Source organism: Mycolicibacterium monacense (assembly GCF_010731575.1).
Classification (GTDB): Bacteria; Actinomycetota; Actinomycetes; order Mycobacteriales; family Mycobacteriaceae; genus Mycobacterium; species Mycobacterium monacense.
The window spans coordinates 5,695,965-5,720,285 of sequence record NZ_AP022617.1 but is presented as its reverse complement, the minus strand read 5'-3'; the positions used below and the strand labels follow the sequence as shown (position 1 = coordinate 5,720,285).

Here is a 24,321-nt window from a genome sequence, read left to right as displayed (position 1 = left end):
TGCGGTCGCCTGCCTGATACTCGTCGTATGCGGTGCGGCGTGCGGGTCGAATCCCACCGTGTTGGAGGACTCGTTCACCGGTCCGGACGGGTTGATCGCAGCGGAGAAACGTTCGGGTGACGGTGGTTTCGGCTGGGAGGTCACCAGCGGATCGCTGTTCCGCGACGACGGGCAGGGCTGGACCGGGATCCCCGACGACGGCGGCCACGAGGGCGACACGGGATCGGCGGTGTTCCGGATGGTCTCGCGGCGAGGTGATCTCACCGATGTGGACCTCTCGCTGATGCTCGAGGTGACACAGTTGGTCACCACCGGGCGGACACCCGCCCGCAGCTTCGACGGGGCCCACATCTTTGTGCGGTACCAGTCCGACCGGCAGCTCTATGCGGTCAGCGTGGACCGCCGCGACGCGACGGTGGTGATCAAGAAGAAGTGCGACGGCGGCGACTCCAACGGGGGCACCTACTTCGACCTCAGCGCCGTCGTGCCGGACACGCCGATACCGTTCGGCGTGTGGCAGCGTGTCTCCGTCGCGGTCCGCAACCGCCCGGACGGAACCGTGGCGATCTCCGCTGAGCGCGACGGGCACACCGTGACGGCGGTCGACAGCGGTACAGGCTGCCCGCCGCTGCATGCGGGCTCGGTCGGGATACGGGGCGACAACGCCGAGCTGCGCCTCGACGATCTGCGCGTCAGCTTCGGGTCGGAACCCCTACCCCCGCTTTGACATTCGGAACGTCCCGGCCCGGGGTGACCGAGAGGTCGGTGAAGACCGGCCACGGTGCGGCCTCCGTGGTCCGCGAACTGCTCAGCCCGATACCGCCGTACTCGGCGGGCCCACCGCCGGCCGGGACCGACATCCGGGCCGAGCCGTCCACGACCACGCCGATGGCCGTCGGCGACACCTCCATGGTGACGGTGTGCCGGTCACCGGGCGGCAACGGCAGGTCACGCAACACCTTCCACGCCGGACCGAGCCCGATCGACACCCGGGCGTACTCCGCGCTGACCTGGACCGACACCTCTTCGCCGGTGCCGACCCTGGCGATCAGCGCCCCGTTCTCCACACCACGTGCCGCCAACCCGCCCACAGTGACCGTCGCCGTGTACGACGCCCAGTCCGCCGTCGCCTCACGTCCGTACGCGGCACCCGACCACCGGCCCGGCCCGTCGAAGCGAACGTCCCTCCCCTCTATGCGCAATGGGGCCTTGGTGTCGTCGCTCAGCCGTGTCCACAGATCGGGGCGGCGTGACGGTGCAGCATGGCCCGGGGCGACAGGCGTTTTCGCGCGGACGCTCTCGAGCAACCCCTCGACGGTGGAGTCGACGGTCAGCTCGATGCGGCCCGTCATTCCCACCGCCGCGGCCCGGGCACCGGCGGGCAGTGGCTGCGGGGGTGCGTTGTTGAACGCGCCCGCGAAGATCTCCCGGACGACCGTCAGCGCGGTCGCGGCAGCCTGTGGGTCGCTCGAGGCGCGGTCTTCGTCGTATCCGTCGGAGAACGGGAAGGCGAACAGTGTCGGACGCGGCAGTCCGTGGTCGACGATGTCCTGTACCGACGCCAGCAGGTCGGTTCTGATCTTGCCTTCGAACTCGTCGAGCGTCTCTGACCGGTTCTTCTCGAAAAGCCAACGGCGGTGCGTCATCTCGGATGCCAGGGTGCCCGCGGCATCGATCGGCAGCCGGGCGTGCATCTTCCGGGTGTGCGACTGGAAGTCCCACCGGCCGGAGTCGGCCATCCGCTCGATCTCCTGCCACGACAGGTAATACGGCCGTTTCGCGCCGACATTGCCGGTGATGAGGAACGACACCGCGTGCATCCCGTGTCGCTCGAGGATCTTGTCCGCGTATGTCCACAGTCCGTGCGTGCCGTCGTCGAACGTGAGGAGCACCGACCGTTCCGGGACCTCGCCACCTGCCAGGTAGTCCACGTACTGATCGGACGTGATGGAGGTGTAGCCCGCGGCCCGCAGCGCGGTGAGCTGCGCATCGAACGCCTCCGGCGTGACGACGAGATGGTGTCGCGGATCCGCGGCGGGGTCGGGCTGGTCCTCCGTCGCCGTCATCGGCCGGATGTCGTGGTAGGCGAGGACGACCGGGGCCGCGCGGTCAGGCAGTTCGGATCGCAGGGTCTCTGCGAGCGCGTCCTGGTCGGCCGCGAGTGACGAAGCGGGCGTGTAGAACTGCTCGCTCACCTGCAGTCCGCGCACGTGCAGATACCACGCCAGCCCGAAGGGCGCCGCCAGCAGCGCCGCGGCGACGAGCGCGAACGCGGCGCGAACCGAAGCCCGCACGATCCGGGTCCGCCATGGGGTGCGGGGCGTCGACGTCGCGGTCACCAGAACATTCCATTCGTCAGGACGATCAAGAACACCAGCGCGCCGGCGGCGAGGAACACCAGGTCGACGAGCCGGATGCGCAGTCGGCGCAGTCTCATTGGGCACCTCGCGCCCATGTGCCCTTGCGGATGGTGGCCAGCGAATAGGGCAGCAACCAGGACAACAGCATCGAGCCGAGGACCGCCATCAACAGGCGGTAACGCCACAGCGGGTTGCCCGGGTTGGAGATCTTGAAGGCGAGCGCCCAGGCGAACCCTTTGGTCACCACCCCGCACAGGTAGAGCAGCGTGAGGAAATACAGTCCGTTGGCCGGCGCCCAGACCAGATGGCGCACGGCCATCAACGGCGCCACCGCCACGAACAGGACGTGACCGTAGAACAGGGCCGCCGCACCGAACCCGCGCCGCCACATGAACGACCCGGTGAAGCACAGGTTCCGGATGAAGCTCTTCTTCCACCGCACCTGCTGTTTGAGGAACGGCCGGAACCGGGCGGGCACCGTCGTCCACACGTGCGCGGAGCGCACATAGCCGACCAGCCAACGCCGTTCGGGATGGTCGTGATCGGCGACCAGCGGATCGTCCGCGTAGCGGCGCTTGAGCGCCTGCCCCTTCCACACCTGGCCGAGCACGTATCCGGTGAGTTGCCGGTCGGTGGCGAAGCGGAATTCGCGGCCGAGGAACGTGTCGTTGGCCCACGCCGGCAGGTAGTTGACGATCGCGTCGCGGCGGAACACGGCCAGTGGCCCCGAGACGCAGGTGACGTTGCCGAAGGTGGCCTCGGCGGCCTTGGCCACCCTGAACTGGCCGTCGTACCAGGTGTCCTGGGCGCGGGTCAGCACGGTGTCGGCGGCGTTGAGTGCGCGTGCGTGACCGCTGACCGCACCCAGCCGCGGATTCTCGACCAGTGCGCGCACGCAGCGCGACAGGGCGTCCGGTGCGAGCACGCAGTCGGAGTCGGTGAATGCCAGAACCTCACCGGAGGCGACGCGCACCCCGTCGGTGAGGGCGTGTTTCTTGCCCTGGTTGATCTCCTTGAAGATCACGGTCACATCGAGTTCGGCGGCCAACCGCCGGAGCACGTCGGGCGTCCCGTCGGTCGACGCGTCGTCGATGACGATCACTTCGAGGTCGGGGTACGCCGAACCGACCATGGTGCGGACGCACTCTTCGATACCGTCCACCTCGTCCCGGACCGCGACGAGCAGACTCACCCGCGGCAGGGGCGGCAGCGCGGGGAAGTCGCACCGGTCACGCGCACCGGCATCCGTCGAAGGGTGGACGCTGGGATCCTCGTAGCGCGCGAAGCCGAGATACATCATCGAGACGGTGGCGGTCAGGACGAGCATCCCGTATCCCAGCAGCAGCGCCCCGTGCGATAACAGCGGCGCCTGCACGGCGAGCAGCACGATCAGCGGCATCAGCCCGATCAGGACCAGCACCCTGCGCAGTCCGCGACGCACCTCCGCCGGTCTGGAGTCGAGCCATCCGGCGAATGCGAGGCTCCGGGGCTCCCGCACCGACGGTGGCGCCAAGGTGTCGACCGTGCTCAAAGCACCCTCCGCTGAGGCAGGTCGGGCAGGCCGTAGGCGGCGTCGAGCAGCAGGGGGACCGTGGACAACCAGGTGTGATCAGCCGCCGGGTGCAGCGTGTGCGCGATGACCAGATCCCAATCGCCCTGCGCCGGATCGGTTTCCCGCGCGAGGTGCCCGGACTCGGTCCACACGCTCTCCACCATCGCGTCGGTGAAGGCGACCTCGGCGCCGCGGCGGTGCAGTTCTTCGAGGATGTGCAGGGCGGGCGACTCGCGTACGTCGGCGACGGCCGGTTTGTATGCGACGCCGACGACGAGGATCCGCGACCCGGCCAGCGGCCGACCCTCCTCCGCGAGCAGTTCCTGCGCCCGGTTGACCACCGCCTGCGGACGCGAGGCGATGGATGCCATGGCGGCTTCGGTGACGGGTGACGGCAGCCTGGTGGCTTTCAGCTGCCACAGCAGGTAGTGCGGATCGCACGGGATGCAGTGTCCGCCGACGCCCGGGCCGGGGCGGAACGGCATGAAACCGTAGGGCTTGGTCGCCGCCGCGGAGATCACCTCCATGACGTCGACGCCGAAGTTCTTTGCGACGTCGGAGAACTCGTTGGCCAGCGCGATGTTCACGGCCCGAAAGGTGTTCTCGAGCAGCTTGGTCAGCTCGGCGGCCTCGGGGCTGGACACCTGGTGCACAGATGCGGCGGACCGGACGAGCGTCCGCGTCGCCTGGACGGCGCACGCATCGGTCACACCACCGACCACGCGCGGTGTCCGCTCGGGGACATGGGCCGGTGAGCCGGGGTCGATCCGCTCGGGGCTGAAGGCGACGAACACGTCACGGCCGGCGACCAGACCGCGCCGCGCAAGGGGCTCGACCAACAGTTCGCGGGTGCACCCCAAATAGGTGGTGGAGGTCAACACGATCGTCTGCCCGGGCCGAGCCGCATCGACGACGGTGGCGCATGCGGCGCGCAGCGCGGTCAGATCGGGGACCAGATGGGTGTCGACCGGCGTCGGCACACAGATCAGGACGGTGTCCACCGCCGCGAGTCCGGCGACCTCGGTGGTCAGCGTCAACAGGTCGGTGTCGAGTAGGCGGTTCAGGCTCATGAGGTCGCCGGCCAGGAGGTCGACCCGCTGGGCCTTGATCGCCGCGATCCGCGACTCGCTGATGTCGCAGCCGAGGACGGCGACACCGGATTCGGCGATCGCGAGCGCGGTGGGCAGTCCGACATAGCCGAGTCCGACGATGCCCACGCCGTGTAGTGGCTGCGCCACGTCACTGCGGAGATGGTCGCTGACAGTCGGTTCGCAGAACGTGGTCATGACGTCCCTTCGGGGAAGCGGTGGACGCGGGCGGCGAAATCGCCGGCCCGGCGATAGAGGAAGTCGGACCGTGCCATGTGCCCCCCTCCCCTGACCCTGCGACCCGACGTGAGCTGCAGGGGTGAGCACACGCTTTCCGATTTCCTGAAAACTTCGGTCGGCGGTGCGAAACGGGACGCTACCATCCGTCAATGGCGCAATCAAGCAATTCGCCAAGACTTCCTAATCGCTACTGACACCGACGTCAGCGATCACGGCCCACGGAAGCGTGCTCACCAGACAATAAGCACGCTTACCTGCGCTTATTCCGCTTCCTAGGCCTACTGGCGACGCAAGAACCGGTTGCAGTTGCGTACATCACACCCCCCTTGGTGCATATTCAGCAAATTCTTAGTACGTCGTAGTGGTAGTTCATGGACCGAAGGCCACTGGGCAAGGATCGTTGCCAGAGAGCCGCACGCAAACGACGGTTACGAGGTGTCCGATGCCGAAACGCCGAAAACCGCGCGACCCGGCGGGTCACGCGGTGATGGATCGGTCGGAGATGACCGCTCCGGCGAAAGCCGCCGTCAGCCGGCGGCGTGATTCGAGCGTCGGGTCACAGACCCGCGAAGCGCTCCTTGACCTGTTCGGCGGTCAAACCGTAATCGGCCAGCGAGTAGGTGTGTTTGGGTGCACGAGGGCCCCGCTGGCTTTCCTCGTGCGTCCTGGCCATGGCCTCCCGGGCCCCGTCGGTGAACTCGATGCCGAATGTCCGGTAGATGTCCTCGACGACGCTGATCGGATCCTTGATCAGCGCGAAGTAGTCCAGATCGTAGAACTGCGCCGGATCATGTTTGGCGCGTTCGGCATTGAACAGTTCGAGACCGCGCGACCACGTCTCCATCGAGTCGGCGCCGATGACATCGCCGACGAACGTGTTCGACCAGCCCTCGGTGGTGTGCTGGGCGAGTGAGCACATCGATGCCATGATCGTCTCGGCCGGCCGGTGGCATTGCACCACGAGCGCGTCCGGATACGTCGCGAACAGCGCGTCCAACGCGAACAGGTGGCTGGGATTCTTGAGCACCCAACGCTTTTCGCGATCGTTGAGCCCGATGAGCTGCAGATTGCGGCGGTGCCGCTGATACGGTTTGGTCCAGTCCTGACGCGCCAGCCACTGCGAGTATGTAGGCACGTGGGCCAGCGTCTCGTAGGACACCGAGTGCAGCGACTGCCGTAACAGCTGCCAGCACTCCTCCACCTCGTCGGCGGTCATGAAGTGCAGGCCCGTGTAGTCCGGGTTCTCCTCATGCGCCTTGGTGAACTGCGCGTCAAGTTGCCGGAAGACGGGGTTGTCCGACCATGTCTCGCGCGGTGGGCGGGGTTGTGGGAACTCGGCCAGCCACAACTCCAGGCCCTGGTGGCGCGGGTCCGCGGCGAGCAGCCGGTGCACGGCCGTCGTGCCGGTGCGCGGCAATCCGGTGACGAAGATCGGCCGTTCGATCGCGACGGCGGCGTGTTCGGGATACTGCTTGAACGCCGCCTCGGAGACCAGACGGGCAACGAGCGCGTTACGGACGAAGAAGCGCTGCATCTTGCTGCCGAACTCGGTCAGGTCGGCGTCACGCCGGTAGGACTCGAGCAGTACGTCGAGCGCCTCCCGGTAGTTGTCGTCATCGGAGCCGAAATCGTCCAAACCGCAGGCCTTCACGGCCGAGGCGTGCAGATCCTCGACGGTGCCCACGTCGGTACGTCCGCTCCGATTCATGCTCGACTCCCACTCGCTCCGGTCCTCGCTCGTCCCTCGCTGCGATCCTCACTCGCGCTCGTCTTCGGACTCATGCCTTGTACTCCCCGCAGTTGACATCCAGAGTCTGCCCGGTGATACCGCTGGACAGATCGCTGGCCATGAACAGGATCGCCGAGGCCACCTCGTCCTCGGTGGGCAACCGCTTGAGGTCGGACGCCGCCGCGGTCGCCTGGTAGATCTCCTCGACGGTCGTCCCGTACTTACCCGCCTGGTGATTGAAGTAACTCTTCAGGGTTTCACCCCAGATATATCCGGGGGCAACCGAATTCACTCGAATGCCTTGTTCACCGAGCTCGGTGGCCAGCGTCTGTGACATCGCCAGCAGCGCGGATTTGGCCATCTTGTAGGCGCCGTATTTGGCCTGGGAGTGCCGCACCACCATCGAGTTCACGTTGACGACGGACCCCTTGGCTTCGGCCAGCGCCGGGGTGAAGGCCTGGACCATGCGCAGGGCGCCGAACACGGTCAACTCGATGGCGTCGCGCATGTGCTCGAAGGTGGTGTTCGCGAACGGCTTCATCGACGGCACCCTGAAGGCGTTGTTGATCAACACGTCGACCCTGCCGTAGGCCTCGAGCGACTGGTCGACCAGGTTGGCCACCTGCGCCTCGTCGGTGATGTCCGTGCCCACCGACACCGCGCGTCGCCCCAGATCGGTGATCTGCTTGGCGACGTCCTCGAGGCGTTCGACCGTGCGCGCGGCGAGCACCAGGTCGGCACCCTCCTCCGCGCAGCGCCGGGCCAGTGTGGTGCCGAGCGCCGGGCCGACGCCGCTGACGACGACGACCTTGTCCTTCAGTAACCCGAGCGCCATCTCAACCCACCATTCTCTCGCCGATCTGTTTCTGGCGTAGCGCGATCCGTGCCCGCCAGTCTTCTCCTGAAATCTTGTTCGATGCGTAGTACGGCAGCGCCGCACTCACGTCGCCGATGTCCACCACCTCGACGGACGGCCCGTCGGCCGGGGTCAGTTCACGCGACACCCGCTGCCAGCGGAACTGGAGAAAACCCTTGCGGTGTCCGAGTGTTTCGCACCAGTTGGTCACGCCGGGATTCTGTTCGGAGACGACGATGCGGATCTTGCCGTCCGGATCGGCCTGCGCCTGAGTGCCGTTCAGCGACGTCTGGTGGTTGATGTAGTCCAGCGAGATGTACCACAGGCTGCCGAGCTGGAAGCCGAGGTAGGGCGCATCGGTGACCGGCAGCGTGATGATCAGCGCCTGGTCCTCGGCGAGGTCGAACTGCCCCGCCGACGAGTACTGCGTCGCGAGGCCGCCGGGGGTGAGCCGAGGCGCCACCATCGTGTTCGGTGGGCTGTCGTTGTAGAACCACTGCGGGAACTGCAGCCACGTCTTGACGCGCTGCACGAGTTGCTTGCCTGCCACGGCGTAACGCTTCTCGATGAGTTCGCGGGTCAGTGGCGGCGGCGCGGTGCCCGCGGTGTCGGTGCGGGCGATCGCGAACGTGCCGCGCTGAGCGGACCAATCGTTGTAGACCTCGCGAATGACCAACTGCGACGGCACTTCCGGGGTGAACCGCCATTCGAAAGAGCCGTCGGCGGCGATGTCGAGCCTGCGGTCGTCGAACGCCGTCGCACTGTCGGGCACCACCTCGTCGGTGTACTCGCCGCCGAGGAGTTGGAAGCTCACGTCGGTGGTGGTGCCCCGCCTGCCGGTCACCACGTAGTCGTACCCCGGCTGCACGCGGGTGCCGAAGTACAGGGTGTCGGGGTTGTCGAGGCCCATCTTCGTGAACGGGCCGGTGCCGCTGTGCAGGAACGGATGATCGCGGTCGTAGTCGAACGCCACGTGCGTGCACGCGGCGATACAGCCCGCGAGGTACTGCAGTCCCTCGAGCAGGTCGGCCCCGGAGTCGATGAACGGGGCGGCGGCGACGAGCTTCTCCGCTTCGGCGATGGCGTCGGCCAGGGGCTGCGTGTACACAGCCCGAAATTAGAACGTGTTCTATCCATAGTCAATATATCGACCGCAGCGTTACATATATGGACCGTCGAGGTACCGTGCTCCCCATGGCACCGACCAAGGCCGACCCGTCGCTTCCGGGACGTGCGTCGCCACCGACGGACCGGGTGGTGCGCATCCTCGACTTCCTCGCCGACCGCCCGCAGGAGCGCTTCGGCGTATCCGAGCTGGCACGCCGGGTGGGGCTGACGAAACCGACGTGCCTGGGCATCGTCACGGCCCTGAGCGAGGCGGGTTATCTCGTCCGTGATCCGGCCGACAAGACCTACCGGTTGGGACCGTCGCTGATCACCCTCGGGCACCGGGCCCAGGAGTCGATGCGGGTCAGCCCGGCCGCGCGCGAGCAACTGCGCCTGTTGTCGGCGCGGTTCGGTGCCACCGCTGCGCTCTCCGCAGTCGTCGACGACCGCATCACTCTGCTGGACCTGGTGGCACCCGCCGGGCTTCGGCCCGGTGTGGAGGTGGGTCAGAGCTACCCGTTCGCCCCTCCGGTGGGCCTGATGTTCGTGCTGTGGGATGAGGAGGCCGAACGTGACTGGCTGCGACGGCAGCCGACGATCCCGTTGCGCACCGACACCGACCGGCTCCGGCGTGTGGTCGCCGCCTGTCGTGCCGACGGATATCTGGTGGAGCGACAGACCGCGGGCGGACGGCGGCTGTACTCGTTGCTGGCCGGTATGCCGACCGAGTTGCCCGACGAGCTGCGCGCGCTACTGGGCGAGCTGGTCTCCGACATCGGTGAGCGGGTGTATCTGCGCGAGGAGAGCACCGGTCGCGGACGTCATGACGTCAGCGTGATCTCGGCCCCGGTGTACGACCATTACCGTCGGCAGGTGATGGTCGTCTCGATGCACATCGGGAAGCCGTTGACCGACAACGAGATCAGTGAACGGGCCCGCGCCGTGGTGGCGACCGCCGACGCGGTGACCGCCCAACTCGGCGGCGTGGTTCACCCGGCCGGGGTGTGACCCGCGTTCACCGCAGCAGACCCTTCACCAGCTTCCCGGTCGGTGTGCGTGGCAGTTCGTCGACGAATTCCACCGAGCGGGGCGCCTTGTAGTGCGCGATCCGCGACCGCGTGTAGTCGATGAGCTCGCGCGCCAGTTCGTCGCTGCCGCGAATACCTTCGACGAGTTGGATGACCGCCTTGACCTGTTCCCCCATCTCGGGATCGGGGACACCGATGACGGCCACGTCGTGCACGGCGGGGTGCATGGTCAGCGCATTCTCGGTTTCCTGCGGGTAGATGTTCACCCCGCCGGAGATGATCATGAACGACTTTCGGTCGGCCAGGTACAGATAGCCGTCCTCGTCGACCGAGCCGAGATCTCCGACCGTGGTCCAGAACGGATGTGCGGGATGCTGGGCCGCCGCCGTCTTCTCCGGGTCGTTGAGATACCGGAACGGCAGGTGGTCCCGCTCGAAGTAGACGGTGCCGATCCGTCCCGCCGGCAACTCGTTGCCCTCGTCGTCGCAGATGTGCAGATCGCCCAGCACGCTGCGACCGACCGATCCGGGATGGGCCAGCCAGTCCGGGCTGTCGATGAACGTCATCCCGTGCGCCTCGGTCGAACTGTAGTACTCGTAGACGATCGGGCCGAGCCAGTCGATCATCGCGTGTTTGACATCGACCGGGCACGGCGCGGCGGCATGGATGACCGCCCGCAGGCTCGACACGTCGTACCGGGTGCGGACGTCGGCGTCGAGTTTGAGTAACCGCACGAACATCGTCGGCACCATCTGGGTGACGGTGATCCGGTACCGCTCGACGTGCCCGAGTGTGGCCTGGGCATCGAATCGCTTGGCCAGCACCACGGTTCCGCCGAGTGCGTGCACCATCGAACACCACCGCAGCGGTGCGGCGTGATAGATCGGCGCGGACGAGTAGTAGATGTCGGACTCGCTGATGTCGTAGAACGCGCGGGCGATCGCGACGATCGGATCGCCCGGCGCGTCGACATCGCGGCCCGGTAGGTCGGGCTGGATACCCTTCGGGAATCCCGTGGTTCCCGACGAATACAGCATGACCGCCCCGCACGGTTGCTCGGTCAGCCGCGGACCCGCCCCGGCCAGCGCGGCCTCGAACGAGCCGAATCCATCGATCTCGCCGCCGAAGGACAGCCGCAGCGGCAGGTCCGCACCCACCTTGGCCGCCAACCCGTCCAGCGCTGCGGACGCGACGAGCACCCGCGCGCCCGAGTCACCGACGATGTAGTCGGCTTCGGGTGCAGTGAGGTGGTGGTTGATCGCGGTGATGTACAGCCCCGAGCGCAGCGCCGCCCACAACACCACCAGGGCTTCCGGGGAGTTGTCGGACAGCAGCGCCACGACGTCGCCGGTCCGCAGACCCGCGTCGTACAGCACCCGGGCCAGCGCCGCGGAATCGTCGTCGAGCTGCCGATAGCTCACCTGCTCACCGGTCTCGGCGACGATCACCGCGGGGCGGTCCGGCGCGATCTGGGCATGGGTACCCGGATACATGTTGTCCCTCAGTCGGATTCGGCTGCCGCCGCGGATACGACCACGGCGAAGGCACGTTTGCGACGGTCGTTGGTCAGGTCGATGTGGACGAACTTGGGCTCGGTGTACTCGTCGAGCGCGCCCGGGCCGAGTTCACGACCCAGGCCGCTCTGTTTGACCCCGCCGAACGGGTACATCGCGTTGACCATGTGCCAGTCGTTGACCCACACCGTTCCCGATTCCAACCGGCGGGCGATCCCCAGGGCGCGTCCGTTGTCGGCGCTCCACACCCCCGCCGACAGCCCGTACTCGCTGTCGTTGGCGATCGCGACCGCATCGTCGTCGTCGCGGAACGGGATGACCACCAGCACCGGGCCGAAGATCTCCTCGCGAGCGATCCGCATCTGGTTGGTGGCCCCGGTCAGGATGACCGGCGGCACCCAATGCCCCTCGGCCAGCGCGGGATCCGACGGGACGGTGCCCTGGAAGGCCATCCGGCAGCCCTCCTCCTGACCGAGCGCGATGTACTTCTCGACACGGGCCTTCTGCTTGGCCGACACCAGCGGTCCCAGATCGGTCGCCGGGCTCATCGGATCGCCCATCACCAGCGTCTCGGCCCGGGCCACCAACCGCCGCACGAACTCGTCGTGAACGGATTCGTGCACCAGCAGTCGCGTCCCGGATTCACAGGCCTGCCCGCTCATCATCAGGAAGGCGAACAGCGAACCGTCCACGGCAAGGTCGAGATCGGCGTCCTCGAGCACGATGTTGGCGCCCTTGCCGCCCAGTTCGAGGGTGACCTTCTTGACGTTGTCGGCCGCGGCCCGCATGACACCCTTGCCCACCTCGGTGGACCCGGTGAACGCGATCTTGCGGACGTCGGGGTGTTCGGCCAGCCGGGCGCCGGCCACCGGACCCGGCCCGGTCACCACGTTGAGCACCCCGGCGGGCAGCCCGACTTCGTCTGCGGCGCGGGCGAGTTCGAGCAGCGTCAGCGGGGTCTGGTCGTCGGGTTTGAGCACGACGGTGTTGCCCGCCGCCAGCGCCGGTCCCAGCTTCCAGACCGCCAGCAGCAGTGGGAAGTTCCACGGGATGATGCCCGCGCACACCCCGACCGGCTCCCGCAGGATCAGGCCGGAGGCCAGCGTCGGCGCCTCGATCAGCGGTCCGCTGGTCTGGAACGCGTAGCTGCGCGCAAGCGAGGCGAAATACCTCAGGTTCGCGATGGCGTAGCCGATCAGGAACGCGCCGGCACCGCGCACGGTCGCACCGTTCTCCCTGACCTGCAGCGCGGTCAGCTCGTCGGACCGGGCGGCGAGCTTGTCGGCGATGGCGTCGAGCAGATCGGCCCGCTGCTGCGGCGGCATCGATCGCCACACCCCAGCCTCGTGCGCGGCCCTGGCCGCCGCCACGGCGTCGTCGACGGCGGTCAGGTCACCGTAGGCCACCGTCGCGACCGGGGCGCCGGTTGCCGGGCTGCGCACCTCGATCGACTCCGCGGCGTCGCGCCACTCGCCGTCGACGTACATCCGGTAATGCGGAAGTCCGGTCATCATCAGAACCTGATCAGCCCGCGCAGATTGCGCCCGTCGTGCATGTCCTCGTACCCCTGGTTGATCTCGTCGAGGGTGTACTCGCGGGTGATCAGCTCGTCGAGCATGAGACGGCCGGACCCGTAGAGTTCGAGCATGCGCGGGATGTCCAGGCGCGGGTTGGACGACCCGAAAAGGCATCCCCTGACCTGCTTTTCGTACAGGGTCAGGTCGAACAGCGACATGTCGACGGTGGTGTCGGTCGGGTGCGGGATCGCCGTCATCACCACTCGGCCCCGCTTGCCGACCAGGCTCAGGCCCTGCGCCACGTAGGCGCCTTCGGCACTGTCGGTGGTGACGACGCAGACGTCGGCCATGGTGCCGCGGGTCAGGTCGGTGATCAGTGCCTGCGCCTCCTCGACGGTGGCCGCGGCGTGGGTGGCGCCGAACTCGAACGACCGCTCCCGCTTGTAGGCGACGGGATCGAGGGCGATGACGTAGCGCGCGCCGGCGAGCCTGGCGCCCTGCACCGCGTTGATACCGAGCCCGCCGACACCCATGACCACGACGGTGTCGCCGTCGCGGGCCTCACCGGTGCGCACGGCGGCACCGTAGCCGGTGGTGACCCCACACCCGACCAGTGCTGCCTTGTCCAGCGGAATGTCCTTGTCCACCTTGACCACCGAGGCGATCGGCACCACGGTGTACTCCGAGAAGGTGCCCAGCACACACATCTGGCCGACGTCCTGCCCGCCGCTGTGAAACCTGTAGGTGCCGTCGAGTTGCGGCCCGGCGACGATCGCGGCGCCGTACACGCACAGGTTGCTGCGCCCCCGCGCACATTCGGTGCAGCGGCCGCAGGCCGGGATGAAGCTCAGCACCACGTGGTCGCCGACCTCGACCTCGGTCACGCCGGGGCCGACCTCGGCGACCACTCCGGCGCCCTCGTGTCCGCCCACCACCGGCAGGTTCATCGGCATGTCCCCGGTGACCAGGTGGTCATCGGAGTGGCAGAGCCCGCTCGCGGTCAGCTTGACCAGGACCTCCTGCGCCTTGGGCGCGTCGAGGTCGAGTTCGGTAACCTCCCATTTCTGGTGCAGCCCCCACAGGACAGCGGCTTTCGTCTTCAAGATCGTGATTCCTCTCGGTCAGTGGGTCAGGGCCGTCAGCGGCGTTCGGGGGTCCAGGTGGCGGGCAGGCTGTTGATGCCGTTGATGAAGTTGGCGACCTGGAATTTCGGTTCGGGGGCGTGGATGTCCGGGATGCGGGTGTACACCTCGGTCAGCAGTGAGCGGAGCATGGTGCGGGCCAGCGCCGCGCCGAGACAGAAGTGCGGTCCCCCACCACCGAATGCCAGGTGTGGGTTGGGGTTTCGCTCGATGTCGAACGTGAAGGGATCGTCGAACACGTCTTCGTCGCGGTTGGCCGAGCTGTACCAGAGCACCACCTTGTCGCCGGCCTTGATCTCCGCACCCCGGACCGTGACGTCCTGGGTCGCGGTGCGTCGCATGTGGATCAGCGGGGAGGCCCAGCGCAGCGCCTCCTCGACCGCGGAGTCGACCCGACCCTCGACATCGGCGACCAGCAGGTCGCGTTGGTCGGGGAACTGGGAGAACGCGTAGATCGCCTGCGCCGAAGCATGTCTGGTGGTGTCGTTCGCGGCCACCGCCAGCAGGGTGAAGAAGGCCTTCAGTTCGTCGTCGGTCATCTTCACACCGTCGAACTCGGCCTGCACCATCCAGGACAGCAGGTCGTCGCCGGGGTTGGCGCGACGCTCGGGCAGCAGGGTGGTCACCGTCTCGTGCAGGTCCATCACCGCACCGGCGAACAGTTCGAGGGCGGTGCGGTCACCGCGGACGTCGGGATCGGTCCAGCCCAGAGTGCGCTGCGCGGCATCGATGGTCTTCTCGTGGATCTCGCCCGGCGGCAGGCCGAAGAAGGACCCGAAGATGCGGCCCGGCAGTTTCACCGACACCAGCTCGACGAAATCGCCCTCGCCCAGATGGGACATCTCGGAGATCAGATCGCGGGCGTGTTCCTGGACCCAGCCCTGCAGCCGGCGCATGTTGCGCGGTTTGAACGCATCGAGGGTGATACCGCGCAGCTGAGTGTGCCGGGGCGCGTCCATCGCGATGAACGACTGCGACATCATCAGGATCTCGTGGGGGAAGTCCTCCATCGTGATGCCCTGCGCCGAGGAGAAGATCTCGGGATGGCGGCTGGCGTAGCGGATGTCCTCGTGCTTGGTCAGCGACCAGAACCCCTTGAGGTTCTGTTCGGGTGGCAACAGGTCGGAGTCCGCAGGCCGGCTCCACGCGACGGGGTTCTCACGCCGTAACACCGCGAACGCGGCATCGCGTTCGACGGGCGGTTTGGCCCAGAACTCCCGTGCGCTCAGATCGATGTCACCGTGGGTGGTCTCGGGGAACACGGTCGTCATTGGCATGTCCTTTCAGGGCTCGTCCGCATCGTGTGGTGCACGTCACGCGGCGGATCAAGGCCCAGTGTTGGACACCACGACGCCCGACGGAGCCGCCGTGCGGGCCAATGGCGGCCCGTGCGGGCCACGTCCCCGGCCCCGGGGACCTCGGGCGCTCAGCCGACCGGAACAGTGAACGACGCCGTGAGGCCACCCTCGGCGCGGGCGGTGAAATGCAACGTGCCGCCGAGGGCGTCGATGATCTGCTGCACGATCCACAACCCCAGACCGGCGGTGCCGCGCCGATCCGACAGGCTGACGAACTTGCCGGTCAGCTCGCCCAGGGCCGCCTGGGGGACCCCCGGGCCACGGTCCGACACGCTGACCCGTAGTCGGTCGTCGAGGCGTTCGCATTCGACGTCGATGGGCCGGTCCCGGCCGTGGCGGGCCGCGTTCTCCAGCAGGTTGGTCAGGACACGGCGCAGGCCCTGCGCATCGATCGACACTGCCGAGACGTCACCGGTCGTCGACACCCGCAGCCGGGGCGGACCGAGATCCACCGCATGACCGGCCTCGCTGACCAGTTCCGCGACGTCGACGCGGCGCACCCGCCCGGAGGAGAAGGCGGGTTGGCGGCTGAGGTTGACGTCGGAGAGGGCGTCGAGCATGTCGGTGAGGTGCCGGGCATGCCGACCGGCGAGTCGAATCGCCGCATCCCGGTCGGCATCTGGCATCGGTGTGGTGTCGGTGAGTGCGCCGGCCAGGGCGTCCAGTGAGGCCACCGGGGTGCGGAATTCGTGCAGCAGCACCTGCAGTCCCTCCTGCTGCGCCTCGTAGGAACGGAGCAGGCGCGCGCGCAGGTCGCGTTCCTCCGCGGCCGCGGCGTGTTCGGCCTCGGCTTCCACCAGGGCGTCCACCCGTGATCGGTGCTCACGTTCGATCAAGACCGCCAGCCCACCGCTCAGCACGGCGATGAACACCATGTACAGCGCCCACCAGAGGCCCAGGGTCAGCGGTGCGAGTGCAGCGCCACCGGCGGTGACAAAGGACACCACCGCGAGGTATCCGAGACCCAGAAGGATTGCGAGTGAGAGACATTCGAGAAAGGTCAACCTGGCCGCGGACGCGATCACGACCAGTGCGAGGACGGCGACGACGGGACTGGAGGCACCTCCGGTGAGGGCGATCAGCGTCAACGTGAACGTCGCGTCCAGCGCGGCCACCAACCAGGCGAAGCGGGTGCGCCGCACCTCGTAGCGCGGATGGGCCATCAACACGGCCGCGTACACGAGTGCGGCCGCCAGCACGATCGTCAACACCACAGGATTGCGGCGCATCCAATCCGGACCGGTCGCGCTCAGCAGGACGACCGACAACACCACCGCGGCGCGGACGGCCACCACGACCCGCGCCAGACCGTAGGTGTCCCCGGCGGGCACCACCAGTGACCTCAGTCGACGCGAGCCGTTCACGGGGCCGACCCTAGACCCGCGCACTACGATCCAGCGGGTGACTCACAGGTCCGGACGAGAACCCCTCGTCGTCGTGATCATCGACGATCACGAATTGTTCGCCGAGGGTCTGGAACTGCTGCTGGCCCGCGACTGGTCCGAGCAGTTCGTGATCGGTGGCCGGACCACCTTCGTCGAAGAGGCCGCTGAACTGGCCATGTCGTGCGATGCCGACCTCGCGATCGTGGACCTGTCGATGCCGCCGCTGGGTGGGGTGGCGGCGATTCGGCACATCCGGGCGCGCCATCCCCGAACCCGCATCCTGGCGCTGTCGGGCACCGGCGACATGCAACTCGCCGAGGACGCGCTGCGCGCGGGCGCCGACGGGTTCCTGTCCAAGACGGTGCGGCCCGAGGCCCTGGTCGGGCCGTTGACGACGATCGCCGCCGGATTGCGGGTGGTGGACCCCGCTCTGCTGGATGCGCTGCTCTCGGGTACGCGCAAACCGTCGCCCGAGGTGTTGACGGCGCTGACCCCGGCAGACCTCAAACTGTGGGTGCTGGTCTCCACGGGGATGGAGACCGCCGACATCGCCACCCGGATGATGGTGTCCGACCGTACCGCCAAACGGATGGTGGCCTCGCTGTTGAACAAGCTGGGCGTCGGCAACCGGATCGCCGCCGCCGCGTTGGCGGGGCGGAGCGGGATCCTCGACGATCTCGCCGAGGGGTGAACGGCGGCGTCAGGGATCCACACGCAACGCCTGCGCAGGGCACATGGCGGCGGCACGGACGACGGCCCCGCGCTCGCTCTGGGGCGGATCGGGGTCGAGAACGACGACCTGATCCGACCCGTCGGGCAGGTCAAAGACGTCGGGTGCGGCCATCAGACACTGCCCGTGGCCCTCGCACAGGTCGTAGTCGACGGTGATGTGCATGGCTCCTCCTCGGTTCGGCCGGAACCCGAGTATGGGGCCGTCGCGGTCCGCCTCAGCGGGGCTGCGAGCGCCAACGATGGCCTGCGCGTGCCAATCTGTCCGCAGGCGCCCTGACCGGGCCTTTCTGGGCGGCCGGTTTTCCCGCGGCGCCTGACGGGTACCTTGATCACCGGTCAGGGGGGTCTTCAGACCGCACCGTCACTCCACGACGGGCGGGTGTGAACAGCAAGTCGACGCGCGCGGTCTCGTGCTGTGCCGTCGGCGGACAGGGAGTTCATCTTGAAGATCAAGACACTTGCGGCCACATCGGCCATGGCCGGTGCGCTGGGATTCGCGGCGATGGGTATCGGCAGCGGATTCGCGCACGCGGATCCCAAGCCCAATCCGCCGGTACCCGGACACGACGGATGGCGTCCGGGCGATCCGCCCGGACACAATCCGTTCGGGCCGCCCGGGCAGGTCAAGAAGGACCCGGCGGTCGGCTTCGTACCGAACCCGCTCTACGGCGTGCCGCCGGGGCACTGGGATGATCCGGCCTACTTCGGTATCCCGACGACGTGGCTGCCGCCGAACTACTGGGGTCCGCCACTGCGGGTCGTGTTCAACCCGAACTGGACCGCATGGGGCGTGTGGGTCAACGACGGTCTGTTCGTCCCGCTTCCGCGGTAACCGAATATCGGAAGGACAGCCGCCCCGCGTACTCGCGGGGCGGCTGTTCGCGGTTGACGATCAGCTGACGGCGGCCAGCGCGAACGGCAGCACCTCGGGGGCGCCGGCGGAACGGACCACCCGGGCCGCCATGGTGAGCGTCCACCCGGTGTCGGTGAGATCGTCGACGAGCAGCACCGGACCGTTCACGTCGAGATCCGGCGTCTCCCACGAATCCCTCAGCGCCGCAACGCGGTACGCGGAGTTCGCCGCCGTCACCGGCCGTCGGCCCGGCCGGTACTGCAGTGTGCCCAGGTCGATGAGCCTGCCGAGTTCGGCAAGCCGGCGGGCCAGCGACCGGATCAGGATCGGATGGGTTTCGGAGTCCATCGCCAGTACGGCGACGGGACGCTGCTGCCAGTTCCAGGCCGCCAGCACGTCGATCGCGGCGCGCACCACGTCTTCGGAGACCTCACCGTCGGGTTCGTCGAGCACCTTGCGTAGCCGGGCGCCCCAGCCCAGATCGGTCAGCCTGCCGATCACCCGGCCTGTCGCGGGGCCGTCGTGGATGCGCCCGCTCAGGTCGAGACCGAGCTTCGCCAACCCCGACGGCCACTGTTTGCGCGCGCTGAGCTCGACACCCGGGCGCATCAGCCGCTGCCGGGTGTCCTCGGCCGCGGTCGCGTCGACCTCCGCGGACAGCCGGTTGCCCGTGCAGTTGTCGCAGCGGCCGCACCGGTCACCTTCGCGCAGTTCGGGGTCGTCGAGTTGGCGGCGCAGGAACGCCATCCGGCATCCGTCGGTGCTCTGGTAGTCGAGCATCGCCTGCTGTTCGCGCCGGCGCGCCTCGTCGAGTTTGCGGTAGCGCGGTTCGTCGTAGCTCCACGGCGCACCGGTGCTGAGCCACCCGCCCTTGACCCGCCGCACGGCCCCGTCGACGTCGAGCACCTTGAGCACCATCTCCAGGCGGCTGCGGTTGAGGTCGACGAGCGGTTCGAGCGCCGGGGTGGACTGCGGCCGGTCCGTCTCGAGTGCATCGATCACGTTGCGCACCATGGCTTCCGACGGGAAGGCCACCGAGGCGAAATACCGCCAGACCTCCTGGTCCTCGCGACCGGGCAGCAGGACCACCTCGGCGCTCGACGTGGCACGCCCGGCGCGGCCCACCTGTTGGTAATAGGCGATCGGTGAGGACGGCGCACCGAGATGGACCACGAAGCCGAGATCCGGTTTGTCGAACCCCATCCCGAGCGCCGAGGTCGCGACCAACGCCTTGACCCGGTTGGCCAGCAGGTCGGCCTCGAGTTGTTCGCGCTCGGTCGGATCGGTGGAACCCGTGTAGGCGGCGACCGGGTGCCCGTGTTCGCGCAACAGCGCCGCGATGTCGTGGGCCTGGGCGACGGTGAGTGTGTAGACGATGCCCGAACCCGGCAGGTCGCCGAGGTGCGCGGCGATCCAGGCGGCCCGCTGCGCGGGGTTGCCCGCGTGGACCACCGACAGCCGCAGCGATTCGCGGTCGAGCCCGCCGCGCAGCACGAGGGTGTCGCGCCCGCCCACCCCGAGTTGGGTGGCCACGTCGTCGACCACCCGGTCGTTCGCGGTGGCCGTGGTGGCCAGCACCGGGATGTCCTGGCCCAACTCCGCGATCAGGGTGCGGATCCGGCGGTAGTCGGGGCGGAAGTCGTGACCCCAGTCGGACACACAGTGCGCTTCGTCCACCACCACCAGACCGGCGTCGGCCGCCAGTGCGGGCAGCACGTTGTCGCGGAAGTCCGGGTTGTTGAGCCGCTCGGGACTGACCAGCAGGACGTCGAGGTCACCGCCCTGCACCCGCGCGTGGATGTCCTCCCATTCGGCGACGTTGCCGGAGTTGATGGTGGCCGCCCGCACGCCGGCGCGCTCGGCGGCCGCGACCTGGTTGCGCATCAACGCCAACAGCGGGGAGACGATCACCGTGGGTCCGCGGCCGGCGGCGCGCAGCAGTTTGGCCGAGATGAAGTAGACGGCCGACTTCCCCCAGCCGGTGCGCTGCACCACGAGCGCCTGGCGGCGGTGCACCACCAGCGCCTCGATCGCGGTCCACTGATCGTCGCGCAGTGTGGCCTGCGGGCCGGCGAGTTGTTCGAGCAGCGCCTGGGCGTCGTCACGGGTCGGCATGTGCCCTATCGTGCCTGCCGGGTCCGACTACCGGATGACGAGCCAGATGGCGGCGAAGTGGCAGACCGCCGCGGCCACGGTGAACGCGTGGAAGAACTCGTGGTGGGCGAACGTGTTCGGCCACGGATTCGGCCAGCGGACGCCGTAGAAGATCGCACCGATGTTGTAGAGGACCGCACCGGCGACGAGCAGCGCGACGACGGTGAAACCGGCACCGATCAGCAGCGCCTCGGCGAACAGCAGCGCCACATAGCCGAGCATCAGATACAGGGGTACGCCCACCCAGCGCGGCGCGGACGGCCACAGCATCTTGAGGGCGACACCGGCAGCGGCCCCGGTCCACACGATCGTCAGCGCCTTCGCCCCGGTGTCGGGCGGCAGTGCGAGCACCGCGAACGGGGTGTAGGTCGCCGCGATGAACACGAAGATCACCGAGTGGTCGAGGCGCATCATCCACTTCTCGGCGGACGGTGACGTCCACCGCACGCGGTGGTACGCCGCGCTCACCCCGAACATGGCGACGATCGCCGCGACGTAGATCACCGCGGCCCACCCTGCTCGCGAGGATGCCGATCCGGTCCACGCCACCTCGACCAGCGCCGCACCCGCCACCACGGCGACGACCGCCGAGACGAGGTGGATCAACCCCCGCGCACGCGGTCGGACGACCAGTTCGTCGACTGGATCGGCCTGCAGGGCTTCGATCGCCTCCGGACCCGGCGGGCCGGTGATCACGGACTGGCCATTACACGCACTCGGTCGCTCAGGAGATCTCCGATATCGCGGGTGTTGCCGGACCGGGATCCGGCGTGCGGTCGCCCGGGGGGCGACGCGCTGCACAGCCTACAGTGGGGAAACCACGACACGGTGCAGCAGCGCGGCGGGTCAGTGCGCGGCCGTCGCCCCGCTGTCCTGTTCGCGTTTGATCTCCAGCGCGATGTCGATCAGCTGATCTTCCTGACCGCCGATCAGCTTGCGCTGGCCGGCGCGGTGCAGCAGCTGGTGCGCGGGCACGCCGTAGCGCTCGGACTGCCGGATGGCGTGTTTGAGGAAGCTCGAGTAGACACCCGAGTAGCCCATGATGAGCGCGTTGCGGTCCAGCAGGCATTCGGCGGGCATCGCCGGTGCGACGACTTCCTCGGCGGCGTCGGCGATGTCGAAGAAGTCGATGCCGGTCTTCACGCCGATCTTGTCGAAGACCCCGATGAGCGCCTCGACCGGCGCGTTACCCGCTCCGGCGCCGAACCGGCGGCACGACCCGTCGATCTGCTTGGCCCCGGCGCGCACCGCCTCGACCGAATTCGCCACGCCCAGACCGAGATTCTCGTGGCCATGAAATCCAACTTGAGCATCCGACCCTAATTCGGCGACGAGCGCGGCGACCCGGTCGCGCACCCCTTCGAGCACCAGCGCACCGGCGGAGTCGACGACGTAGACGCACTGACACCCCGCGTCGGCCATGATGCGGGCCTGTTGGGCGAGCTTCTCCGGCGGGATGGTGTGGCTCATCATCAAGAAGCCCACGGTCTCGAGCCCGAGCTCACGCGCCAGACCGAAGTGCTGGATCGACACGTCGGCCTCGGTGCAGTGGGTCGCGATGCGGCAGATCGAACCGCCGTTGTTCTGCGCCTCTTTGATGTCCTCCTTGGTGCCCACCCCGGGCAGCATGAGGAAGGCGATCTTGGCTTCCTTGGCGGTCTCGGCCGCGAGCTTGATCAGTTCCTGCTCAGGCGTTTTCGAGAACCCGTAGTTGAAGCTCGACCCGCCGAGCCCGTCGCCGTGGGTCACCTCGATGACCGGGACACCGGCGGTGTCGAGCGCGGCGACGATGGCGCCCACCTCGTCCTTGGTGAACTGGTGACGTTTGTGGTGCGAGCCGTCGCGCAGCGACGTGTCCGTCATCCGGACGTCCCAGATCGGGTTGAAGAAGATGTCTTTGGTGCTCATGCCTGCGCACCTCCTGCCAGAGAAAGGGATTCCTTTGCGATCTCCTCGCCCACCTTGGCCGCCGCGGCGGTCATGATGTCGAGGTTTCCCGCGTACGGCGGCAGGTAGTCGCCTGCGCCTTCCACCTCCACGAACGTGGTGACCACGGCCTGCCCGCCGGAGTTGATCGAGGGGTCGTCGAACTGCGGGTCGTTGAGCAGGCGATAGCCGGGTACGTAGGTCTGCACCTCGGCGACGACGTCGCGGATCGACTGGGCGATCGCATCCCGGTCGGCGTCCTCGGGGATGGCGCAGAAGATGGTGTCGCGCATGATCATCGGCGGATCGGCGGGGTTGAGGATGATGATCGCCTTCCCCCGCGCGGCACCGCCGATGGTCTGCACACCCTTACTGGTGGTCTTGGTGAACTCGTCGATGTTGGCGCGGGTACCCGGACCCGCCGAACTCGACGACACCGAGGCGACGATCTCGGCGTAGGGCACCGTGCCGCCCTGTTCGGTGACCGCGCGGGTGACCGCGTAGACGATGGGGATGGTGGCCTGCCCACCACAGGTGATCATGTTGACGTTCGGTGCGTCGAGGTGTTCGCGCAGGTTGGCCGGCGGGATCACCGCCGGACCCACCGCGGCCGGGGTGAGGTCGATGGCGCGGATACCCGCTTCCTCGTAGCGCGGTGCCGCCGCCCGGTGCACGTAGGCGCTGGTGGCCTCGAACACCAGATCCGGTTTGTCGTCCTGTGCGAGCAGCCAATCCACGCCCTCGTGCGAGGTCTCGAGGCCGAGTTTGCGTGCGCGCGCGAGCCCTTCGGACTCGGGATCGATTCCGATCATCCAACGCGGTTCGAGGTACTCCGAGCGCTGCAGCTTGTACAGCAGATCGGTGCTGATGTTGCCGGACCCGACGATCGCGACCTGAAGCTTCTCCGGCATATGACTCTCCCTGGTATCTGAAAAGCGCTCACTCGAAAGCGAGTTGTACTGAACCTAACCCGGCGAAGTCGGCGACGAAATGACTCCCGGGAGGTGCATCTATCGCACGCGTGCACGAGCCCGGCAACACGATGTCCCCGGCCTTGAGGCGGACGCCGAAACTCTCGACCTTGCGGGCCAGCCACGCCACCGCGGTGACCGGATTGCCCAGCACCGCATCGCTGCGGCCTTCGGCCACCGTCTCACCGTTGTTGGTGAGGACTGCCTCGATGGCTCTGATATCCACGTCCTTGGGCGACACCCGGGCTTCACCGAGCACCCATCCCGCCGACGACGCGTTGTCGGCGATGGTGTCGCAGAGTTTGATCTTCCAGTCGGTGATGCGGGTGTCGATCAACTCGATCGCGGGGGCGAACGCCGCGGTCGCGGCGAGGACGTCCTCCTCGGTGCAGCCCGCACCCGGCAGGTCGTCGGCCAGGATGAAGCCGACCTCGACCTCGACCCGGGGATAGAGGTAATTGGAGCTCTTGACCGGTTTGTCCTCGTAGACCTGCATATCGTCGAGCAGGTGGCCGTAGTCGGGTTCGTCGACGCCCATCATCTTCTGCATCGCCTCCGAGGAGAGGCCGACTTTGTGGCCGATCACCCGGGCGCCTTCGGCGACCTTCTGGCGGATGTTGATCAGCTGGATCTCGTAGGCGTCCACCACATCGATGTCGGGGTGACCGTCGGTCAGGGGTTTCATCGGCACCCGGCTGCGCTCGGCTTGGGCAAGGTCGGCGGCAAGCTGCTCACGTACCTCGGAACTGAGCATCTAGGTGAAGTCCCCTCGTTTCGTCGACCGGCGCAGTTGTGGGTCGGCCGGGCAA

General features: G+C 67.9%; 21 protein-coding genes. 4 read left to right on the top strand and 17 right to left on the bottom strand.

From position 1 onward, the window contains the following. Positions 1-58: 58 nt before the first annotated feature. Positions 59-727 (top strand): hypothetical protein, encoded by a 669-nt coding sequence (locus G6N49_RS27450; RefSeq protein WP_235679588.1) that lies wholly within the window; start codon positions 59-61, stop codon positions 725-727. Here the strand turns inward: G6N49_RS27450 and G6N49_RS27445 are convergent. From G6N49_RS27445 to G6N49_RS27420, 6 genes are all read right to left on the bottom strand, one after another. Next, the gene (locus G6N49_RS27445) at positions 693-2,339 is read right to left on the bottom strand and encodes a polysaccharide deacetylase family protein (RefSeq protein WP_011857124.1); all 1,647 of its coding nucleotides are present in this window, start codon (positions 2,337-2,339) and stop codon (positions 693-695) included. The genes G6N49_RS27450 and G6N49_RS27445 overlap by 35 nt on opposite strands. A 94-nt stretch (positions 2,340-2,433) precedes the next feature. Beyond that, positions 2,434-3,891 (bottom strand): glycosyltransferase family 2 protein, encoded by a 1,458-nt coding sequence (locus G6N49_RS27440; RefSeq protein ID WP_011857125.1) that lies wholly within the window; start codon positions 3,889-3,891, stop codon positions 2,434-2,436. After that, positions 3,888-5,198 (bottom strand): nucleotide sugar dehydrogenase, encoded by a 1,311-nt coding sequence (locus G6N49_RS27435; RefSeq protein WP_011857126.1) that lies wholly within the window; start codon positions 5,196-5,198, stop codon positions 3,888-3,890. Before G6N49_RS27435 ends, G6N49_RS27440 begins: the two co-directional genes overlap by 4 nt. Positions 5,199-5,796: 598 nt before the next feature. Continuing rightward, a complete protein-coding gene (locus G6N49_RS27430; protein ID WP_011857127.1) occupies positions 5,797-6,948 on the bottom strand; it encodes a sulfotransferase family protein in 1,152 nt (383 codons plus the stop codon). Positions 6,949-7,018: 70 nt separating this feature from the next. Then, positions 7,019-7,804, bottom strand: coding sequence for an SDR family oxidoreductase (locus tag G6N49_RS27425; protein WP_011562023.1), 786 nt, complete (start codon positions 7,802-7,804; stop codon positions 7,019-7,021). 1 nt (position 7,805) lies between these two features. Beyond that, positions 7,806-8,933 (bottom strand): hypothetical protein, encoded by a 1,128-nt coding sequence (locus G6N49_RS27420; RefSeq protein ID WP_011857128.1) that lies wholly within the window; start codon positions 8,931-8,933, stop codon positions 7,806-7,808. 86 nt (positions 8,934-9,019) lie between these two features. Between G6N49_RS27420 and G6N49_RS27415 the strand changes: the two genes are divergently transcribed. After that, positions 9,020-9,940 (top strand): IclR family transcriptional regulator, encoded by a 921-nt coding sequence (locus G6N49_RS27415; protein WP_011857129.1) that lies wholly within the window; start codon positions 9,020-9,022, stop codon positions 9,938-9,940. Positions 9,941-9,947: 7 nt separating this feature from the next. On the opposite strand, the gene G6N49_RS27410 is transcribed toward G6N49_RS27415, so the two are convergent. The 5 genes from G6N49_RS27410 to G6N49_RS27390 form a co-directional block, all read right to left on the bottom strand. Beyond that, positions 9,948-11,453, bottom strand: coding sequence for an AMP-binding protein (locus G6N49_RS27410; protein ID WP_011857130.1), 1,506 nt, complete (start codon positions 11,451-11,453; stop codon positions 9,948-9,950). Between the two features lie 8 nt (positions 11,454-11,461). Beyond that, entirely contained in the window at positions 11,462-12,985 is a 1,524-nt protein-coding gene (locus G6N49_RS27405; protein WP_011857131.1) for an aldehyde dehydrogenase family protein, read from the bottom strand. A 2-nt stretch (positions 12,986-12,987) separates the two neighbouring features. Next, positions 12,988-14,094, bottom strand: coding sequence for an NDMA-dependent alcohol dehydrogenase (locus tag G6N49_RS27400; protein ID WP_011857132.1), 1,107 nt, complete (start codon positions 14,092-14,094; stop codon positions 12,988-12,990). Positions 14,095-14,129: 35 nt separating this feature from the next. Further along, the gene (locus G6N49_RS27395) at positions 14,130-15,404 is read right to left on the bottom strand and encodes a cytochrome P450 (RefSeq protein ID WP_011562029.1); all 1,275 of its coding nucleotides are present in this window, start codon (positions 15,402-15,404) and stop codon (positions 14,130-14,132) included. A gap of 155 nt (positions 15,405-15,559) precedes the next feature. Beyond that, a complete protein-coding gene (locus G6N49_RS27390; protein WP_011857133.1) occupies positions 15,560-16,855 on the bottom strand; it encodes a sensor histidine kinase in 1,296 nt (431 codons plus the stop codon). Between the two features lie 73 nt (positions 16,856-16,928). On the opposite strand from G6N49_RS27390, the gene G6N49_RS27385 reads away from it, so the two are divergent. Then, positions 16,929-17,567, top strand: coding sequence for a response regulator (locus G6N49_RS27385; RefSeq protein ID WP_011857134.1), 639 nt, complete (start codon positions 16,929-16,931; stop codon positions 17,565-17,567). Positions 17,568-17,576: 9 nt separating this feature from the next. On the opposite strand, the gene G6N49_RS27380 is transcribed toward G6N49_RS27385, so the two are convergent. Continuing rightward, the gene (locus tag G6N49_RS27380) at positions 17,577-17,771 is read right to left on the bottom strand and encodes a ferredoxin (RefSeq protein ID WP_011562032.1); all 195 of its coding nucleotides are present in this window, start codon (positions 17,769-17,771) and stop codon (positions 17,577-17,579) included. Between the two features lie 279 nt (positions 17,772-18,050). On the opposite strand from G6N49_RS27380, the gene G6N49_RS27375 reads away from it, so the two are divergent. Then, positions 18,051-18,440, top strand: coding sequence for a hypothetical protein (locus G6N49_RS27375; RefSeq protein ID WP_011857135.1), 390 nt, complete (start codon positions 18,051-18,053; stop codon positions 18,438-18,440). Between the two features lie 60 nt (positions 18,441-18,500). Here the strand turns inward: G6N49_RS27375 and G6N49_RS27370 are convergent, their stop codons facing one another. The 5 genes from G6N49_RS27370 to G6N49_RS27350 form a co-directional block, all read right to left on the bottom strand. After that, positions 18,501-20,576: a RecQ family ATP-dependent DNA helicase gene (locus tag G6N49_RS27370; RefSeq protein WP_011857136.1), complete on the bottom strand. Its 2,076-nt coding sequence runs from the start codon at positions 20,574-20,576 to the stop codon at positions 18,501-18,503. A gap of 27 nt (positions 20,577-20,603) precedes the next feature. Next, positions 20,604-21,311, bottom strand: coding sequence for a PAQR family membrane homeostasis protein TrhA (gene trhA / locus G6N49_RS27365; protein ID WP_407665051.1), 708 nt, complete (start codon positions 21,309-21,311; stop codon positions 20,604-20,606). A 150-nt stretch (positions 21,312-21,461) separates the two neighbouring features. Then, the gene (dmpG, locus tag G6N49_RS27360; RefSeq protein ID WP_011857138.1) at positions 21,462-22,523 is read right to left on the bottom strand and encodes a 4-hydroxy-2-oxovalerate aldolase; all 1,062 of its coding nucleotides are present in this window, start codon (positions 22,521-22,523) and stop codon (positions 21,462-21,464) included. Then, positions 22,520-23,452 (bottom strand): acetaldehyde dehydrogenase (acetylating), encoded by a 933-nt coding sequence (locus G6N49_RS27355; RefSeq protein ID WP_011857139.1) that lies wholly within the window; start codon positions 23,450-23,452, stop codon positions 22,520-22,522. Before G6N49_RS27355 ends, dmpG begins: the two co-directional genes overlap by 4 nt. Positions 23,453-23,480: 28 nt before the next feature. Then, positions 23,481-24,266 carry a 2-keto-4-pentenoate hydratase gene (locus G6N49_RS27350; protein ID WP_011857140.1) on the bottom strand — a complete coding sequence of 262 codons (786 nt, stop codon included), beginning with the start codon at positions 24,264-24,266 and terminating at the stop codon, positions 23,481-23,483. Between the last annotated feature and the right edge of the window lie 55 nt (positions 24,267-24,321).

Coding starts and splice junctions, on each gene's coding strand:
- G6N49_RS27355 (WP_011857139.1), bottom strand. CDS start 23,452: ATGCCGGAGAAGCTTCAGGTCGCGATCGTCGGGTCCGGCAACATCAGC.
- G6N49_RS27430 (WP_011857127.1), bottom strand. CDS start 6,948: ATGAATCGGAGCGGACGTACCGACGTGGGCACCGTCGAGGATCTGCAC.
- G6N49_RS27435 (WP_011857126.1), bottom strand. CDS start 5,198: ATGACCACGTTCTGCGAACCGACTGTCAGCGACCATCTCCGCAGTGAC.
- G6N49_RS27415 (WP_011857129.1), top strand. CDS start 9,020: ATGGCACCGACCAAGGCCGACCCGTCGCTTCCGGGACGTGCGTCGCCA.
- G6N49_RS27370 (WP_011857136.1), bottom strand. CDS start 20,576: ATGCCGACCCGTGACGACGCCCAGGCGCTGCTCGAACAACTCGCCGGC.
- G6N49_RS27405 (WP_011857131.1), bottom strand. CDS start 12,985: ATGACCGGACTTCCGCATTACCGGATGTACGTCGACGGCGAGTGGCGC.
- G6N49_RS27350 (WP_011857140.1), bottom strand. CDS start 24,266: ATGCTCAGTTCCGAGGTACGTGAGCAGCTTGCCGCCGACCTTGCCCAA.
- G6N49_RS27380 (WP_011562032.1), bottom strand. CDS start 17,771: ATGCACATCACCGTCGACTACGACCTGTGCGAGGGCCACGGGCAGTGT.
- G6N49_RS27395 (WP_011562029.1), bottom strand. CDS start 15,404: ATGACGACCGTGTTCCCCGAGACCACCCACGGTGACATCGATCTGAGC.
- G6N49_RS27410 (WP_011857130.1), bottom strand. CDS start 11,453: ATGTATCCGGGTACCCATGCCCAGATCGCGCCGGACCGCCCCGCGGTG.
- dmpG (WP_011857138.1), bottom strand. CDS start 22,523: ATGAGCACCAAAGACATCTTCTTCAACCCGATCTGGGACGTCCGGATG.
- G6N49_RS27425 (WP_011562023.1), bottom strand. CDS start 7,804: ATGGCGCTCGGGTTACTGAAGGACAAGGTCGTCGTCGTCAGCGGCGTC.